Below are 16,918 nucleotides of genomic sequence, written 5' to 3' on the forward strand. Positions count from 1 at the left end.
TTCAGAAGGGAAGGTGGGGGGTGAAGTTAAGGCCCAGCAGGTCCTGAAGGGTTTCCCGCCGGGAGGCCATCAGGTCCTTAAACACGTCATAGGAGGGCGGGTTCCAGCCCAGCTCCTCCGCAGTGATGAGGCCGCGGCCTTCATGAAGAAGCTTCATCAGCTCCGCCGTCCAGGCGCGGGCGCTGTCCAGCGCGCATTCTTCATAGCCGGGCATGGGGTCGTGAAGCGTGTCCCAGGCGGAAAGGCCGATGTCCAGAGGGTTGGCGGGAAGGGCGTAATACGCCGCGGAAGGATGTCCGCCATAGGCTTCCGTGGCCCACAGCACGTAGACGGGCAGTTGGAGGTCCTTCCAGCGCGCGTGCACCAGCCTGCCGTTTTTCTGGCGTCTGGTATAAGGGCGCAGGGCGGGGGAAAGCAGGGACAGGGCATCCGGGCGTCCGATGGTTTCCAGATGCTTTCTTTCACAGGAGGCGGCCGCCCCCGTCTTGTAGTCAATGACGCGCACGCGGCCGTCCGCGTGGCGGTCAATGCGGTCAATGCGGAACTTCATGGGGAAGCCGCCCAGGGACCAGTCTTCCACCTGGTGTTCAAAGGCGGCGCAGCACCAGCCGTCCTGAAGGTCCTGCAGGTGCTGGACCGCGTAAACGGAAAGCCTCTGCTCCATGGAGCGCTTTTGCAGAAGCAGGGGCATGAGGGGATTGGAACCGTATTGCTTCCGGAAGGTTTCTTCCAGTACCTCCGTGATGGCGTCCTGAAGGGCGGCGGCGCTCATGCCGTCTTTCAGGGAGGCGTGCTCCCGACAGAAGCATTCCAGCACGTCGTGAAGCATGGTGCCCAGTTCGTTGACGGCCATGTCCTCCTTGTCCGGCAGGAACTCCTCCTCATTCATGTGCAGGGCTTCCCTCATCCAGAAGCGCATGGGACAGGCCAGGAACCTTTTAAGGACGGAGGGGGAGAAGGGCAGGCCCTTCTCCTTCCAGGGATTTTTGTAACCGGGCGCCATTGTGCCTATGTCCGTGGCGGCTTTCCACCCTTCCGCGGGCTGGAGGTGCCAGTTGCCGCGGCGGTAGGGGAGCGGCGCGGGGGCCTCGCTGATTTCCCGGAAAAGCTGTTCCACGCGGCGCGGCAGTTCCGCCTCCGGGCAGCGCATGAGCAGGGAGGAGGGCGTCAGCGGATCATTTCTGCTGCTGGTGCGGGAGAGGACGATGGTGAGGCTTCCCTCCCGTTTGCGGGAATGGAGCAGGGCGGTCAGCAGGAAGCTGTCCCTGGCCTTTTTCCGGTTGAAGGAATCAATGCCCAGGGCTTCCCGGAGCTCCTCCGGCATGAACTGGTCGGAAACGCCGCCTTCCGGCACGGTCCCTTCATTCAGGCCCGTCAGGATGAGGTGTTTTTCCGGGCGGAAGTGGACTTCCATCCACCCCAGGGAATCCAGCACGGCGTGCGCCTTCCTCCTGTTTTTGACGCGCAGGGGCTGAAGGCACTTCATCAGCAGCTGGAGGGCCGTTTCCGGCCTGGAAAAGGCGGTTGAGCGCTGCTGCAGCCGCACGAGGCCGGAAAGGCAGGAATGAAGCATTTCCATGGCCTCCGTTTCCGGCCCGTAGGCCTCCGCCAGGGCCGGGAACCATTCCAGCAGCCGTTCTCCCAGCATGCCGGGCTCCGTCATCCGGTCCCTCCATGCCAGAACAGCCCGGATGGAGGGGAGGGCGGCGGGATAAAATTCCTTCAGCCTGGAAAGCAGGTACTCTTCCGATTCCGGAAGAAACTTCTGCTGGATTTTATCCAGCGCGGCGCAGCAGTACTGCTGGTTATGGATGCCCAGGGAGGCGCACAGCAGGGAGGAACGCGCCAGGCTGAAGACGGGGCGGGCCGCCCCCTTTTCTTCCAGGGCCTGCCGGAGATGGCGGAGCAGGTCCATGACGCCGGTTCCGGCGAAGGGCTTTCCTTCCGGATTGTGGAGCCCCCAGCCGTACTCCCGCAGGCTGGCGTCCAGTGCCACGTTCATGTCCGGATCGCACACGCCCAGGGCCACGTCCGGCGTTCCTCCTGCCGCCGTGCCGGCGATGATCCGGCACGTTTCTCCGGCCAGCCGGGAGGGATTGGCCGTGATTCTGATCTGGGCGTCAAGGATGGGAATGGGGCAGTGGCTCCAGAATTCCGGAATGGGGGAGCCCCATGAATCAAAGGAGGCGGCTTCCTCCTCCGGCGCGTGGATCCATATCTCTACGGGAACTCCGTTTTGTTCCGCGTGCTGGAGGGCCTGGCGCAGGGGGCGCGGAACGTCCGCCACGCATGCCAGGATGATGCGGCCCCCCGTTTCACGCAGTGCGGCCACGAGATGGGCCGGAGCCCGGGCTTCCACGGCGGTTCTGTCCGCAAGCTGCCAGCCTTTCAACTGTTCCGCGCAGTATTCCGACAGGCGGTCCATGTCCGTCCAGCGTTCGTCGCGGCCCGCGCAGGATTCCTGCGCCATGCCGCAGGAAATGCCCTGGTTCGCCATGGCGTGTTTCAGGCATTGCAGGCTGCCGGCCATTTCCAGCATGCTGGAGAAATCCTCCGGCATGTTCCGGGGGAACAGGCGCGGATAAAGGCGGTGGGGAGAAGTACCGAGCGCTTGAAGGTACGCGGCCAGTTCTTCCAGGCCGGAGGCCGTTTCCTCCTTTTCCTCCATCCGGGGAAACTGGTCCGCCGGAATCACCTGGGGGGAGAAAACGGCCTGGCCGTCGGAAATGGAGGCAAGGTATTCCCTCAACTGCCTGCCGGATTCCCGCGTGGGAACCAGCACCAGATGCCGGTGAAAATGCTCTCCCAGGGAAAGCAGGCGCTCCGCTACGCTCCGGCAGGCCGGTTTGTCCCAGGATAAGAAAAGTCGGTTCATGGTATAAAAGCTGAACTCCCCGGAGACCGGGGAAAGAGCGGAGAATACGGGAGCATGCTACATCACCGGGACGGATTTTCCCATACATTTTTTCATGACTGCCGGGGATGGGGCATGGCGGCATCCGGATTCAGCACGATGGAAGCGGCGGCATACGGGGAACAGCTCTTTCTCCTCATGCTCTTATGCCTGTAACTTATTTCCCGGAAAGAGCGGAATCCAGCAATCTGAACATCCAGTCCCTGACGTGGGAGAACCGGAATCCGGATTTTTCTGCACGGTCCAGGCAGAGGCTGTAATCTCCTATTCCATTGTAGGGCGCCGGGTCTCCTCTCTCGTCAAGAACAGGCGCCTTTCCCGTCCGCGCCTCCATATAAGCCAGCATTTCCCTCAGGGAAACGGTTCCTTCACTGGCGGCATTGAGGGTTCCCTGCGCCTGGTTTTCCGCCGCAAAGGCCAGCAGGCGCGCTGCTTCCTCCACGGGAATGAAGCTCATTCGGCTGTCCGGGTTGTCAATCATCATGGGACGTTCCGCCAGCAGGTGCTCCACATAAAATTGCAGCCTGCGGGTGTTGTCTTCCGGTCCCATGATGACCGGGAAGCGCACGGCGAGGGTTTTCCGGGAGGCGTATTCCCGCGCCAGGACGCTTTCTGCGGCGCGTTTCCCCTCCGCGTAAGAGATGTTTTCATGCCCGGTCCGGGAGGGTGAGTATGTTTCTGCACGGAAATCCTCTTCCCGGAGACCGGGGCGGAGCGTGTAAACGGCGGCGGAAGACGCCATCACGTAAAGGCCGCAGGAGACAGCATCCAGAACTGTGGAAACGTCCCGGGCACCATAAGCCAAGTTGTCGTAAACCACATCATAGCTTGTTTCCCGGAGTGCCGCAGCCATGGAACATGGGGCCGTCCGGTCAACCCGTATACGGTGCACGCGGTTCCCAAAGGCGTCACGGGTAATCCCCCGTGCGGCGATGGAAACCCGGTGGCCGTTTTTCAGCAGGGCGTTCACCAGACGGGTTCCCAGAAATCCCGTTCCTCCCAAAACAAGCGCATTCATTTCTGTGTGCTGGCGGACGGTTGCGGAAGGCTGTTTTCCGGCCTTCCCGATCATTACGGTTCCTGAACGGCGGCTTTTTTCCCGGTTCTGGTAACCAGAAGCACGCCCGTGAATACGAGCAGGACGGAGAGGGCCTTCATCCACCCGAAGTGGTCCATGCCCCACAGCACCGCCACGGAGGAGGCAATCACCGGCTGGCAGTAGTTATACATGCTGACGGCGGTGGGTTTCAGCCGCTGCTGGGCGAAGGACAGGCAGATGTAACTGACGAACGTAGCCAGCGCCACCACATAGGCGATGCCCAGCCACGTCTGCGCGGGCAGGGCGGAATAATGGATGGACGCCACCTCCCGGAAAGTGAAAGGGAGGCAGACGGCCACGGCATACGTGAACATCCATTTCATCAGGGTGACGGGAGAGTACTTGCCAATCAGGTTTTTAAAGAAGACGAAGTACACGGCCACACTGCATTGGGAGGCCAGGCAAAGAATGTCCCCCAGCAGGTTGTTGTCTCCCGGAAAGGCCGCCGCCCGCGCCCCGCTGCCGGAAATCAGCAGAATGGCTCCGACGGCGCTGGCGCAGACGCCGATGATTTTTTTCCCGGTGATCATTTCCCGGAGGACGAAGGCCGCCAGAATCATGGTCAGCACCGGGGTGATGGTGGTGATGATGGCCGCATCCGCCGGGGAGGTGAAGCCCACGCCCACCGTGAAGGCCATTTGGTTGAAGATGATGCCGAACAGGGAGGCGTAAAACAGGGTGATCCGGTCCTTCCGTTCAATGGTTTCCGCGGGCACGAAGGCGGAAGCCAGCCAGAACAGGATGGCCGCGCCCAGCAGGCGGAATGTAGCCAGTGAGGCGGAGCTTACTTCCCCCAGCTGCATCACCAGTTTGCTGACGGGAGACATGAGGCCCCAGATGACGGCCGCCGTCCCCATGGCAATATGTCCCTTCAAGGTTCCGGATTCCATGGCATGGCCCGCTGCGCGGCGGGCAACGCATTCTCCGCTTCCGCAAACGGATTGCAAGCGTTTTTCATGTGCGGACGGGGGGTGGAAATGAGGAGCCAGGGAATATTTTTCAGGAAGGGTTCCCGGGAATGCCGTAATCCGGAGGAATTAAAAAACGCCCGGAACAGTTCGTTCCGGGCGCCGGGGTAAAAGGCGGGACGGACGGGATTGCTATTCGGCAGGCATGGAGATGCCTATCTTGTGTTCCCGGCTGTTGCCGCGGAGTTCCGGAGCGTACATGGCTTCAATCACCGCGGGAAGGGCGCTGAAACGCCCCGGGCGTTCCGCGCGGAGGCGGTGGCTGATTTGGTAGCTCCCCATCGGCAGGGAGGAGAGGAAGATGCGTATTTCCTCATCCCCTATTTCCTTGTAGCCGGAGACGGTTCCCATCCAGGCGTATCCGCTGGCGGTTTCCTGTGATTCGCACCCTGCGGGCTTGGGGTCCAGGAGCATGAGGTATTCCACGTCGTTCTTCGTCTTCACGGTCATCACCACTTCAATGATGTCGCCGCTGGCGATGACGTCTCCATGTTGCAGCAGGGTGCGGCGGGTCACGTCCTTCCCCTGGGAGACGAGTTCCCCGCTGTCCGTCTGGGTATCCCTGACCGCGCCGTCCTTCACGGTTTCCTTTTGGATGCGGTAGTAGGCGCGCTCCACGGTAACGGCATTCCCGGCGGCGGGGATGGGGTCTTCCAGGGAAAAGTAGGTGAGCGTGGAGTTGGCGTAAATGTTGCCCTTGCCTTGCTTCCTGCGGATGGTGATGGCGTGTTTGCCGTCCGCCAGGTCTTTTCCGCTCATGCGGAAGACGTTGTCAAAGGTGAACAGGGTTTCCTTAGTGCTTGCAATCGTTTTGACCGGGACGCCGTCGTAAAGGATTTCCGCTTCCATGTCCTCCATGCCTTCCCTGGTTTGGAAAAGATAGGCTGACAGGGCTTCCAGGCAGTCCGCCGTGTCCTTGGTGGAGTTCCAGTAGGAGCCGTTGGAGCGGTTGTTGAGCAGCCATTTGGCCAGGCGCGCCGTGACGGGATTGTTGGGGTCGCTTTTGGCCATCAGCTTCAGGTAGGCCGCCTGCGTGGCTACGTCGCTTCCGTACCAGCGCCACCAGTAACCTTCGTTCGGGAGGCGCAGCCAGGCGGTTTGCAGGGAGTCGTCCTGCTGAAGGAACTGGGAGATGATGGGCATCACCTTTTTGAAATCGTCCATGCGGTGGGCGTCCAGCAGGATTTCCGCCAGTTGGATCTGGCTGATGACGGGGAGCTCCAGCCTGTCACGGAAGAGGTAGCGTTCCATGGGAAGGTTGATGACGCCTCCTTCCACCAGCACGGAATAAACCAGGGCGTCCGTTGCTGAAGCCGTCAGGCGGTAATCCCCCAGTTTGCGGATGGCCTCCTTCTTCCCGGGGCCGTCCGGCAGTTGTTCCAGCTTCCGGTACTCGTCTCCCTTCGCCAGAAGGCTTGCCTGGGCCGCTTGGTAGTTTTCCAGCCAGCGGACGGCGCCGGAAAGCATGCCCTCCGGTACCTTGACCGTGTTTGAGGCCAGCTTGAGGCCATGGGCCACATGGGCCGTCATGACGGGGTCTCCCTCATTGGCTCCTCCAAACCATCCCCAGGAACCGTTGGAGAGCTGTTTCTCCCGGAGGGAGGCAATTCCCTTGGCGGCCAGCTTCTTCAGAGCGGCTTCATCATACACGGGGTTGCGTTCCAGCCTCTTCATGACGCCGTCATAAAAGGCCTTGTCCCGGATTGTCTGGGGATTCAGGTTGCGGTGGCTTTCCAGCGCCGCGCCGGGGTTCAGCCCCAGCTGCTTGAGCGTGTTCGTCACCACGAGGGCGGGCAGGAAGCGGTTGAGCGTCTGCTCCACGCAGCCATAGGGATATTCCGCCAGGTAGGGCAGGGCCTCCACCATGCTCAGGGCGATGCTGGGGGAGACCTTGACGACCAGTTCGCTTTCTTCCCTGCGCCGCTGCTGCGGCAGGGTGATGGAGAGCTGCTGTTCCTGTTCTCCGGGCAGCACCACGGCGCTGTCCGCGTGGAGCTGCTTCATGCCGTGCACCAGCACGGGGAAGTTCATCTGCATGGCGTCCCCGGCGGAACCCGCCGCCGCTTCCATGGCGACGGTAGCGGTTCCCTCCCGGATGGCGGCGGTCCACCAGTTGACGACTGCCTGGCCCTGGGCGGGCACATCCACTTCCCGCACCGCGGAGTTGTCCGTGTCCGCGGCAAGCCCCTTCACCGCCGGAGCGTCAGCCGGGAGAAGTTCCAGGCAGCCGTCTTTCAGGGAAATGGAAACACGGGCGCGGACGGCTTTGTCCGTCCGGTTGCGGACCAGGGCGCTGAGCATGACCACGTCTTTTTCCACAAAGAAGCGCGGGGCCTGCATGCTGACCATGAAATCCTTCGTCGTCAGGAATTCAGCAGAGGCCTGCCCCACCTGCAGGCTGGAAGTGATGACCCAGGCGGCGGCCTTCCAGGTGGTCAGGTTGTCCGGCATTTCCACGGGTACGGTGACGTTCCCCTCCCCATCTGTCTTGAGCGTGCCGCACCACTTGATGCAGTCCGCAAAGTTGGTGCGCAGTTGAATGGCAGGGGAGGCGTTTTCCGGTGCATCCGTGTTCCCTTGTCCGGCGGCAAAGGAATCATTCTCCATGCTTTCTTCGTCTGCGGCCTTGGACTGCATTACCGGAGCCGGCGCTGCGGCCGGGGCTGCTCCTTCAGCCAGGACGCGGCTCTTCGACTTGCTGAGGATGGCAGAATTTCCGGACGGAGGGCCTCCCCAAGCGAACGCGCTAGTCTGCGTCATATATCCATATCTGCCGTAAAACAGCAGGGATTGGAAATAAGGCTGGTCCGGCCCCCTGTCCTGTGAGGTTCCCGAGGCCGTCATTTTTTTCAGGTTGAGGAAGGTGGTTCCATTCAGTCTGCCCCAAACGGTTTTGGCTATATCCGTGATGTTGGGGCGGGCGATGTATTCCAGCGCCTTGTCATAAACGGCCAGGGTCACGATGCCGTTTTTCACGGGCTTGCCGTCCGGGCCTTTCACCTGGACCGTTACGCTTCCCTGTTCCGCGGGCTGGTATTGGGGTTTGCCCGGCGTGACGGAAGGAGAAAGTATCTGGCTGTCCGGAGGCAGCAGCAGCTCCGCAGAGGCCTGGTGAAGTTCCCCGTTCCTGACGGTGAAGGCGTTCACGCCTATGTTGGGCATGTCTTCACGGGAGAGCGGGCACTCCACCAGGGCAGTCTGCCTGTCCAGGGAAACCAGGCGGCGGGACTCGTTTTTCCAGGAGTTGCGCAGGAAGGTCCAGACGCGGGCGTCCGGGTAGTCCGACGTAACGAGCAATTTGGCCGTATCTCCCGGAGCGTATTCCCTCTTATCCGGAGTGATGTCAAGAGGGTTGATTTTAAATGGATTATGTTTTCCTTTTCCGTAGGAAAGGAACTGGAAGGATTCCTGCACCTTGTTCCCTTGCCCGTCCTCCAGCGTGGTGGAGAGGGCGTACAGCCCTGATTCCCTGGTCTGGAAGGAAAGGGAGGCCTCCCCTTCCTTTCCGGTGGTGATGTTCCAGGTTTCCAGAGCCTGGCGGCTGCCGTCCGCCTTGATATGCTGCAACACCGTCGTTCCCGTGGCGGCGTTTATCTTGACTCCGTCCGCCGTGGCCGCGGTGATGGTGGCCTGCACCGACGTTCCGGTAGGCGCGTAGCCGCGGTTCAGGGAGGTGAAGATGTTGAACGGGCGGGAAGTGGCGATTACCTGGCCGGAAGCGGAAATTTCCCGCAGGGAAGCGTCCGTAACACTGGCGGAGACGCGGTAAGTGATGTTCCGGGAGGCGAAATCCCGTGCATCCTGCGCCGTGGAAAGTTCCACGGATGCTTTTCCATCCTTGTCCAGCGGCACTGTTTTTTCCAGGACGGTGAGGGGTGCGTCAAGGGAGAAGGGGATGTAATACGGGCTGAAGGAGCGGTCATACAGCCAGCCCCATTTCCAATAAGGCGTCCAGACGTCCGCTCCCAGCGTCCGGGTAATGGTGATGGTGGCCTTCCCTTCACTCACGGGGCCGCCCGCATAATAATCCGCCTGGATGGAGACGGGGATGGACTGTCCCAGGCGGATGGGCTTGGAGGGCGCGTCCATCTTGACGGAAAATTCCGGTTTCTTGTACTCTTCCATCCGGAAAAGCGGGGCGTACAGCCTGAAATCAGGGTCGGCGGAATCTTGCAGCTGCAGGCTGGCGGAATACTGTCCCAGCTGGGCTCCTGCCGGGATGAGCAGTTCCAGTTCAAAGCAGCCCGTGGAATCCGTAGTGACAGTTTTTGGCGGAAAAACACTCTTGTCTCCCGTGGGGTCCGTGATGGTCAGCGTCAGTTTTTTCCCGGCGCAATCCTGCGTTCCGGGATTCGCGATGTCCGGACGGAAGAGAACGCCCTTAAAGCGGGCCGTCTGCCCGGGGCGGTACACGGGCTGGCTTTCCAGGAAAAAGCAGGAATAGGGATCGGAGGCTTTGTTGTCAGTGCCCATGAGCTGGTTGCCGGATTCCCAGCCATAACCCTCCAGCCCCGCGATCACGTAGCTGTTCCCCCTGGAGGCGATGCCCAGGAACATGGAATAAAAGGGATTTTGCCTGTCCGGGGACAGAATGGTTTCAATCAGGGCTCCGTCCTTGTCCGTGGTCCCTTTCACCTGATGCTTTTTAAGCGTTTTATCTTCCCGGTAGCGCAGCAGGCGCAGGTCAGCCCCTTCCACGGGCGTTCCTGTTTTGGCGTCCGCCAGGAACCAGAGGTTGCCTTCCGGAACGGAACGGCGCACCAGCACCATGTCCGACAGGGTGAGGAAGCGGTGGAAGCGGTAACCGTTGTCCAGCGTAACGGTAAGCAGGTACCAGCCGGGCTGCTCCGTAGGAACGGGAATCTGGGCGATCCGGTTCAGGTGCCGGTCTCCCGGGTCCAGAGCTGCATCCGGCCCCTTGATTTCTTCCCCCAGGTAGTCCGCGTATGACTTGTCATGCAATAAATTGAAAAGAAGAGTCCCCATACTGGAATACTTCTTCCTGTACGCCTTGCCCAGCGTACTGGAGGACTGCACCTTGTTCATCCGTTCCTGCTGCCACCGCCGCATATCCACGGAACGGGCCGTAACGCGGGCACGGGCGGCGTTACGGTAGGAGAAGGAAACCGTAACGGGTTCTCCGGATAACAGGATTCTCTTGTCCGCGTCAAAAGTTCCGTTGGGTTCCGTGATGGCGGCAATGCGTTTCTTCAGGTTATCAGCCATGCGCAGGAATCCTTCCTTGTCCTGTTGATCCCAGGACTGCGCGTTCCAGTTTTTCAAGGCCGTTGCCAGTGTTTCCGCTGCGTGCGGCCTCTGGTTGCGTGACAGGAATTCATCGGCGGCCAGATTGGAAGCGGTAATGTAATACTTCGGATAGGGGGCGGGCGTGACGGTGGAGGCAATCCTGATGAAATCGTAATCCGGGGGAAGGGTGACGAGCATGAATTTACCCTTGCCTGTGCGGTCCGTTTTAACCACGGTCTGGTTCGTCTTCAATTCCGCCGGATTGATGCCCGCCACGGCGCCCGCGTTGCCGGGGCCGTACACGAATTCCTGGTCGGGAGCCGTATTGGAATAGGAAAACAGCTGCTGGCACCAGGACGCCGTATAACAGTTGATCTGGTTGGCCATTTCCGGGTCTGCCTGAATGGCGGCATCCAGCAGCCAGCGCATGCGCTCCCCGTCATTCTTCGCTGTCTCCCAGGAGGAAGAGGCATGGTAGAAAACCACCTCCGGTTTTCCCGTCTCCGGATTAACCGTGACGGGCACCGTTCCGACGTTCCGGAAGGGGGAGGCTTCCTCCCTGGAAACGTAATCCGGCAGTTCCTTCAGGCTGGTCAGGTTGCCCAGGGCGGCGTAAGCCTGGAAGGGGGAAGGGGAATTGTAGCGGCTGCTTCTGATCAATAAAGCCTGCGCCGTCAGGAAGCGCAGTTGCCCCAGAAGCTTCATATCCCCGCCCTTCTGCGCCAGCTGCATGGCCTTGAAAAGGCACCGGAGGGCCTGCACCCGGTCCCGCGCCTCTCCGGAATATTCCCCGTCCCATGGCTCACTGCCGCGGATATAGGCCCCGTCCACCAGCTTGAACGTATGGAAGGCGTCCTGATACAGGAGGGCGGCATCCATCAGGAACTGCGGATTATTCCCGTGGCGCTTCATCTGCTCTTGCAGGATGGTATCCAGGTTCAGGGAATCGTCCAGGGCGTTCAGTCGCTTGAGCGCCTGGTAGTAGAGAAGTAAATCCGCTCCGCTGTACTGGTCATCGTATTCGTTAAGCTGTTTTAAGGACTGTTCGGCAGCCTGTTTGAACAGCCTTTTCTCCAAAAGCTTTTCGATCGCCTCCGTGGACTGCTTCCTCTGTTGTCCGGCAGGGGAGGAAGCCTTGTCCGCATCCCTGGCGGCTTGTCCCTCCTGTTCCTGCGGGGAGGTGCCGGAGGATGCTGCGGAAGCCATTCCGGAAGCCAGCATGCCCGCCGCCAGAAAAAGCGCGGAAAAGATTCTGTTCATTCAGCCAGAATACTTCCCCGGAAAATATTTGGCAAGTTACAAGTAGGTTACAAAATGCGGGAAATTGTCTTAATGCCTGTAAATGGACGGGGCTTCCGTCACTCAGGCAGCCTGTCTTTACACGCCAGGCGGTAAATGGCTTCTACATCCCGGGCGTCCAGCTTTTCCAACCCGCCGATGGGGCCGCGCACGCTGATGGCCTGTTCCGCCATCAGGGGGAAGTCTTCGGGCCGGATGCCCAGCTCTTCCATGGCTGTTGGAAGCCCCAGCTCCCGGTAAAAACGTTCCAGGCGGGAAATGCCTTCCCGGATGAGGGCATCCGGTTCCCGGAAGGAGCCTTCCGCGCCCATCACATTCACGGAGAACTGCACGAACATCTCCCGGTGCTTGGGGGAAACATACTTCATCCATGCCGGGGTGACGACGGCCAGGCCCGCGCCGTGGTCCACATGATACAGGGCGCTCAATTCGTGCTCCATGGCATGGCATCCCCAATCCTGTTCACGGCCCACGCCCAGCAGGTTGTTATGGGCGATGTTGCCGGAAAAGGCGATCTCCGCCCAGGCGTCGTAATCATGCAGGTTCCCGTTCAGGATGCGGGCGTTTCTCATGATGGTGCGCAGGGTGGCTTCACACAGGCCGTCGGACAGGTCCGTATGCAGGGTTCTGGTGAAATAGCGCTCAAAAATATGGCTCATCATATCGCTGACGCCGTTGGCCATCTGGCGGTGCGGGAGCGTGAAAAACAATTCCGGATTGATGATGCTGAATACGGGGCGCAGCTGGGGGGCGCCGTACCCCAGTTTGCGCCTGGTCTCTTCATTGGTAATGACGGTATTCGGGCTGCTCTCGCTGCCTGCGGCGGGAATGGTCAGCACGGTGGCGACGGGAAGTGGGTCCGCCTGCGGCTGTTTCTTGGAAAGATAAAGATCCCATACGTCTCCTTCATGAGGAACGCCCAGGGCAATCGCCTTGGCGGAATCAATCACGCTTCCTCCCCCCACGGCCAGCACGAGGCCCAAGCCGTGTTCCCGGCAGAGGCGGATGCCTTCATACACCAGGGGAAGCGTGGGGTTCGGCTGGACGCCGCCCAGTTCCTCATACTCCACCCCGGCGGCTTTCAGGGAAGCTGTGACGGCGTCATAAAGGCCGGAACGCTTGATGCTGCCGCCCCCGTAGTGGAGCAGGACTTTTTTGCCGAACGGTTTGAGAAGGGCGCCCGCTTCATGCTGGGTGCCTTTTCCGAAAATGAGCGTGGTCTTGTTGTCGTAAACGAAATTGAGCATGGCTGGAAGACGGGGATGGTGCCTTTAACGCTACGGCCCTTCCGTTCCCGGCTCAAGGCTTTTGTGCGCCCAGTTCCGCTTACGGAAGAGCGGATTTACTGTTCCGCAGGATGTTTTTCCATATACCGTTCCAATTCCTCCCTGTCTTTCCGGAGCTGATTCAATTGGTCGGAGCCTTCCTGAAGATAGTTGACGTCTCCCGAAGTCCAGAACGAATAAACGTGGTCGAGCACGGATGACTGAACGGGGGGACAGGAATCCTCATCTTCCATGAATTCTTCTCTAAGAGCTTGCAAAATCAGGTCTTTGTGGCCCAGGTCCGTGCTGAACAGCAGGCCGGAGAAGGCTTCCTGATGATTCGTGCCGCCCCGGAAGCGGGAAAGCAAATGGAGATATTCCTTTAATTCCCGTTCCGCGGCAGGTTCCAGTTTCAAAAAGGAACGCCGGACTCTCATCTCTTCCCCGTCCCACCACAAGTCATAGGGCGTCATGGCGGGCGGATGGTCCATCCGGCTGAAATCGTACAGGAGGCGGGAATGCCGTCCCAGATACGTGGTGGCCGTGTGGAGGAATCCCTGGTGGATATAGGCGCCCCCGCACTGGCCGTCCGAATAAATGTTCATCCAGGCTGTGGCGTGTTCCGGAGCGTTGGGGAACAAATCCTTCCAGACCGGATTTGTTGAAAGGGGCAGCATCATGCATTCTTTCCGAAGGTATGCTTCAACGGACTTGTCCGGGCGTAAAGAGGGCTTTTTCCCTTCCCAAAAGTTATTTGCCGAGTCGGGAAGTGAAGAATAAAATTTCGCGTTCAACTCTCGCCAGTAAAAACTGCGTGGGGGAACTATTTTCATTTCTCCGGCTATTCTGCGGGTATCGGAACATAACTCATTAATCATGAATTGAGTTTCGGGCGTAAAATCATTCATGCTCGCCGCGTCCACAAGAAGATGGAAAATGTGGAACATTCGGCGTTTCAGGGGTAAAGGACCGCGGTAATAATGCAATTCCGTGGCAATCAGGCCGGGAGTTGTGGAGTAAAAGGAATATCCCTGGTCACAGCACGCAAACATCTCCGCAGGAATGTCCAGCACGGCGGTTTCCAGGCACTTCTTCCAGGTGGTTTTAAGTTCCTGCGCCAGAGCATGCGGCAGGATGGCAACGCCGCGGCGAACGTAATTCCTGCTATACTCCTGCCAATGCAGACGGCGGATTTTTTGATCCTTCCATGCATTCAGCAGAGCGGCAGAGTGGTGCAGCCATGCAGGGAATGTATTTTCCGGAAAATAATCCGGAAGATACTTTTCAAGAAGGGAGGCCCACCAGCTCTTCCAGAGGGGAGTGCTGCTGATAAAATAATCCGTTTTGTTGCCTTCTGCCGCTACCGCCCAGTGGAGTTCGTTTCCTATGAGGGCGACTGCGCGTTCCGGCTCCCATGAAGGACAGTCCACAGCGGCCATTTCATAATTCTGGGCCGCTTCCGGCAAAAGCAGGGACAGGATCCGGGGAGTATGCCGTTCCCATTCCCAGTAAAGGCGGAGTGGGTAATACTTCACTTTTTCCGGACCTAATTCTATTTGATCCGGGGTAGGAGCGGGCTGGTAAATGGCACGTATGGCCGGCCTTGCATCCGGCAGGCTGTCCCTTCCCTGGCCGCATGCGGCCAGGGAAGGGTGGAGAAGAGAAAGAAGGCAGGCAGCGGGAAAGAATCTCACAAAAAACATCCTAGGAAAAAACGCTTTAAAATCAAGGTCCATGGCGCAATCGCCCCGCTTTTTGCTTGAGCGGAGGAATCTTCCCGTTTATTGTCCTGCACGGACAATGTCCGGTCCCCGTAGTTCAATGGATAGAACGGGTCTCTCCTAAAGACTAGATGTAGGTTCGATTCCTACCGGGGACGCCACTTATAAAGCCTTACAAGTTAAATGCTTGTGAGGATTTTCTATTTATTGCATTCCCCTAATGCATCATCATGATCTGCTAGGTTGAGCTACATTCAAGGGTACATTTTGTACTTTTCACAAGGTATGCCCGTTGACGGCTGAGTGGAAGAAGACAAACCATGCTTGGCTTGTCTCGTTGTACGTTGCAGGGAACAGCAGGTAAAAACGGAGAGAATACCCGCTATTCTCAATGGTGGCCCATCCGAAAAACGAAAGCTTTCGTAATGAATTGATTTAGGAAAGTAAGTTGATGCTAACTCCGGATTGATTTTAGTTTCGAGTGCCAAGTGTTCTATTGAGCAATTTGGCCTTTCAATCTTTTTCCAAGGTGCGCTCGATAAATTTACGAATCTCTTGGTCCGAATATCCTGCCATCTTAATATATTTTCGAATCTCTGTTTTTTTGCCGGGAAATAAATCAGTAAGAAGAATCATGAAATTCTTCTCCGAGCGTTCAATAATATTCTTTAGCAGAAGGTTTCGGGAGGTTTGCGTGTTGACCATAACGGTGTGATCTTGGAATTGTTGGCCGTTGTCGTTAATCCGTTTGTTCATGTCTCCAGAGACGTCATTTATCTTTTTGTCTGTTTCCGCCCCCGTTCCTTTTTTTTGGATTTGAGCAATTTCAGAAAATGTGTTTTCCATGATCTTGATGTCTCTCTTCAGCATGGCTTTTACTTCTTCATCGGAAACGAATATCGGCTTGTCCGAGTAGGATTTTGATTTGGTGCCGTTGAGGAAGCTGCGCATGATGGCAGCTCCGTAGGATGCCATCAATTCTCTTGATGCTTTACCATCGGGAAAAAGGTCACGATAAGTTGAAATGGTGAGCATTTCCAGGGCTTCCTCCTTAAGATAAAGATCTACGTCATGGTTGTTGATGGCGCTCCTTGCCTGCTCGGCTGAATCTATGACAACAAGAGGAGTATTGGCGATGAAATAAAAAATCCAGGGAGTGTTTTTACGGGTTTCTTCACTTGGGAATTCATTCTCTGCCGCAAGCTCCCTGATGCGTTCGAGTTCTACAGCTGCTTCCTTGAAAAATTTTCCTGATTGACCGTCATCAAGAAGTTTTTTTAATGTTGACGCAGGTGCTTGAATGTTTTTTAAAACATCGGGATAATCGGGTTTGACGAGGCTGGAGTCAAATAATTGTATTTTTGCCATGGCGGGATAGATGGAAAAAATGAGGAATCCAACCGATATTAATAGCTTCATCATCTTATGATAAAAATTTATAATGTTTGTTCTGTAGCTTTTACCGAAAAAAGAACTTTGAATTTTGTAATGGTGCCGGAACAATTTTTCTGTTTTGGGAATTTAGGATCATTTGTCCGTGTGACGGCAAATGTCTGCTGGATTTGTTCAATGCGTTTCTTGATTTGAGTTGCTTCATAATTGCATAACCATGTCCATCTGCACGTTCCGTTTAATTTAGAAATGGTGTTAAAGAACATAACCAAAGTTACTTTATCAAAGATTTCGTTGCGCGCATTGGGCGGATTGCCGTTATTGCCCGGATCATGATCGTTAACGTCAAATGGTGGACGAGCTTTCGGATCAATGACGGTACCGCCATCTTTTTCGATGATGCCACACCTGGCAAAACTGACCGAAGTTGGATGCACAGTAATAATAATGCTTCCAATAATGCCAAAGCCAATATTTGATTGCTTGCCGGATTCTTCTCCCTTTTTTCCTGTTAAGTGAGTAGGTTTTTTAATGTTAAAAGTGATTTCTGCTGGAGGAAAATCATCAGCTTCTGCTTTGACGGTAACATTATTATTTTCCATGATCAAGTCAGCCGTCAAGGTTGCAGTAGTTCCTCGGCCCTTTAACGTTGCGCCATTACCTTTTTTAGTCCAGGTAACCTTCGTATTTTTATTTAAGGGCTTGCCTCCTTTGCGGGTTAATGTCAGTGTTACGATTTCTCCTATTCCGATTTCTTTTCGTGCCTTATCCTTTTTTTTATTTAATTTTTTAATGATACAATCAGCTGATGGGTTTTCTGTTTGGGATGTGATTTCCAACATTCTGTTCTCCGCATGAGCATCTGTGACATTCATCATGGCGCATGCAAAAATAAATATAAAATATTTTCCCCTTCCCATTGGTTTTGCGTCTGGTTGTTGCTTAAATATTCTAAAATTCAGATAGTAAGTGAATTATGAAACTCAAACCCATAGCATCAACCGTGGCTATGC

8 protein-coding genes and 1 tRNA gene are annotated in these 16,918 nt (G+C 57.0%); 1 reads left to right on the forward strand and 8 read right to left on the reverse strand.

Features of this window, described 5'->3' with window-relative positions:
• Position 1: 1 nt before the first annotated feature.
• The 6 genes from ABGM91_RS08465 to ABGM91_RS08490 all read right to left on the reverse strand — a co-directional run bounded on the left by ABGM91_RS08465 (position 2) and on the right by ABGM91_RS08490 (position 14,327).
• Complete coding sequence (locus tag ABGM91_RS08465; protein WP_354831398.1) at positions 2-2,875, reverse strand: PD-(D/E)XK nuclease family protein; 2,874 nt, start codon at positions 2,873-2,875, stop codon at positions 2-4.
• Between the two features lie 196 nt (positions 2,876-3,071).
• A complete protein-coding gene (locus ABGM91_RS08470) occupies positions 3,072-3,932 on the reverse strand; it encodes an NAD-dependent epimerase/dehydratase family protein (RefSeq protein WP_354831401.1) in 861 nt (286 codons plus the stop codon).
• A gap of 53 nt (positions 3,933-3,985) precedes the next feature.
• The gene (locus ABGM91_RS08475) at positions 3,986-4,888 is read right to left on the reverse strand and encodes a DMT family transporter (protein WP_354831403.1); all 903 of its coding nucleotides are present in this window, start codon (positions 4,886-4,888) and stop codon (positions 3,986-3,988) included.
• Positions 4,889-5,113: 225 nt separating this feature from the next.
• Positions 5,114-11,488 carry an alpha-2-macroglobulin family protein gene (locus tag ABGM91_RS08480; RefSeq protein ID WP_354831406.1) on the reverse strand — a complete coding sequence of 2,125 codons (6,375 nt, stop codon included), beginning with the start codon at positions 11,486-11,488 and terminating at the stop codon, positions 5,114-5,116.
• Between the two features lie 98 nt (positions 11,489-11,586).
• Entirely contained in the window at positions 11,587-12,774 is a 1,188-nt protein-coding gene (locus ABGM91_RS08485) for an iron-containing alcohol dehydrogenase (RefSeq protein ID WP_354831409.1), read from the reverse strand.
• Between the two features lie 95 nt (positions 12,775-12,869).
• Positions 12,870-14,327: a hypothetical protein gene (locus ABGM91_RS08490; RefSeq protein ID WP_354831412.1), complete on the reverse strand. Its 1,458-nt coding sequence runs from the start codon at positions 14,325-14,327 to the stop codon at positions 12,870-12,872.
• Positions 14,328-14,599: 272 nt separating this feature from the next.
• Here ABGM91_RS08490 and ABGM91_RS08495 point away from each other — a divergent pair.
• Positions 14,600-14,674, forward strand: a tRNA-Arg gene (locus ABGM91_RS08495).
• A gap of 352 nt (positions 14,675-15,026) precedes the next feature.
• Here the strand turns inward: ABGM91_RS08495 and ABGM91_RS08500 are convergent.
• Together ABGM91_RS08500 and ABGM91_RS08505 are read right to left on the reverse strand one after the other, a co-directional pair.
• Complete coding sequence (locus tag ABGM91_RS08500; RefSeq protein ID WP_354831415.1) at positions 15,027-15,935, reverse strand: hypothetical protein; 909 nt, start codon at positions 15,933-15,935, stop codon at positions 15,027-15,029.
• Positions 15,936-15,949: 14 nt separating this feature from the next.
• Positions 15,950-16,783, reverse strand: coding sequence for a hypothetical protein (locus tag ABGM91_RS08505; protein ID WP_354831417.1), 834 nt, complete (start codon positions 16,781-16,783; stop codon positions 15,950-15,952).
• Positions 16,784-16,918: the final 135 nt, after the last annotated feature.

The organism is Akkermansia muciniphila, assembly GCF_040616545.1.
Taxonomy (GTDB): Bacteria; Verrucomicrobiota; Verrucomicrobiia; order Verrucomicrobiales; family Akkermansiaceae; genus Akkermansia; species Akkermansia muciniphila_E.

Bases quoted from the DNA above. Each gene is read 5' to 3' on its own strand.
- ABGM91_RS08465 (WP_354831398.1), bottom strand. From the start codon at position 2,875: ATGAACCGACTTTTCTTATCCTGGGACAAACCGGCCTGCCGGAGCGTA.
- ABGM91_RS08470 (WP_354831401.1), bottom strand. From the start codon at position 3,932: ATGAATGCGCTTGTTTTGGGAGGAACGGGATTTCTGGGAACCCGTCTG.
- ABGM91_RS08480 (WP_354831406.1), bottom strand. From the start codon at position 11,488: ATGAACAGAATCTTTTCCGCGCTTTTTCTGGCGGCGGGCATGCTGGCT.
- ABGM91_RS08485 (WP_354831409.1), bottom strand. From the start codon at position 12,774: ATGCTCAATTTCGTTTACGACAACAAGACCACGCTCATTTTCGGAAAA.
- ABGM91_RS08500 (WP_354831415.1), bottom strand. From the start codon at position 15,935: ATGATGAAGCTATTAATATCGGTTGGATTCCTCATTTTTTCCATCTAT.
- ABGM91_RS08505 (WP_354831417.1), bottom strand. From the start codon at position 16,783: ATGATGAATGTCACAGATGCTCATGCGGAGAACAGAATGTTGGAAATC.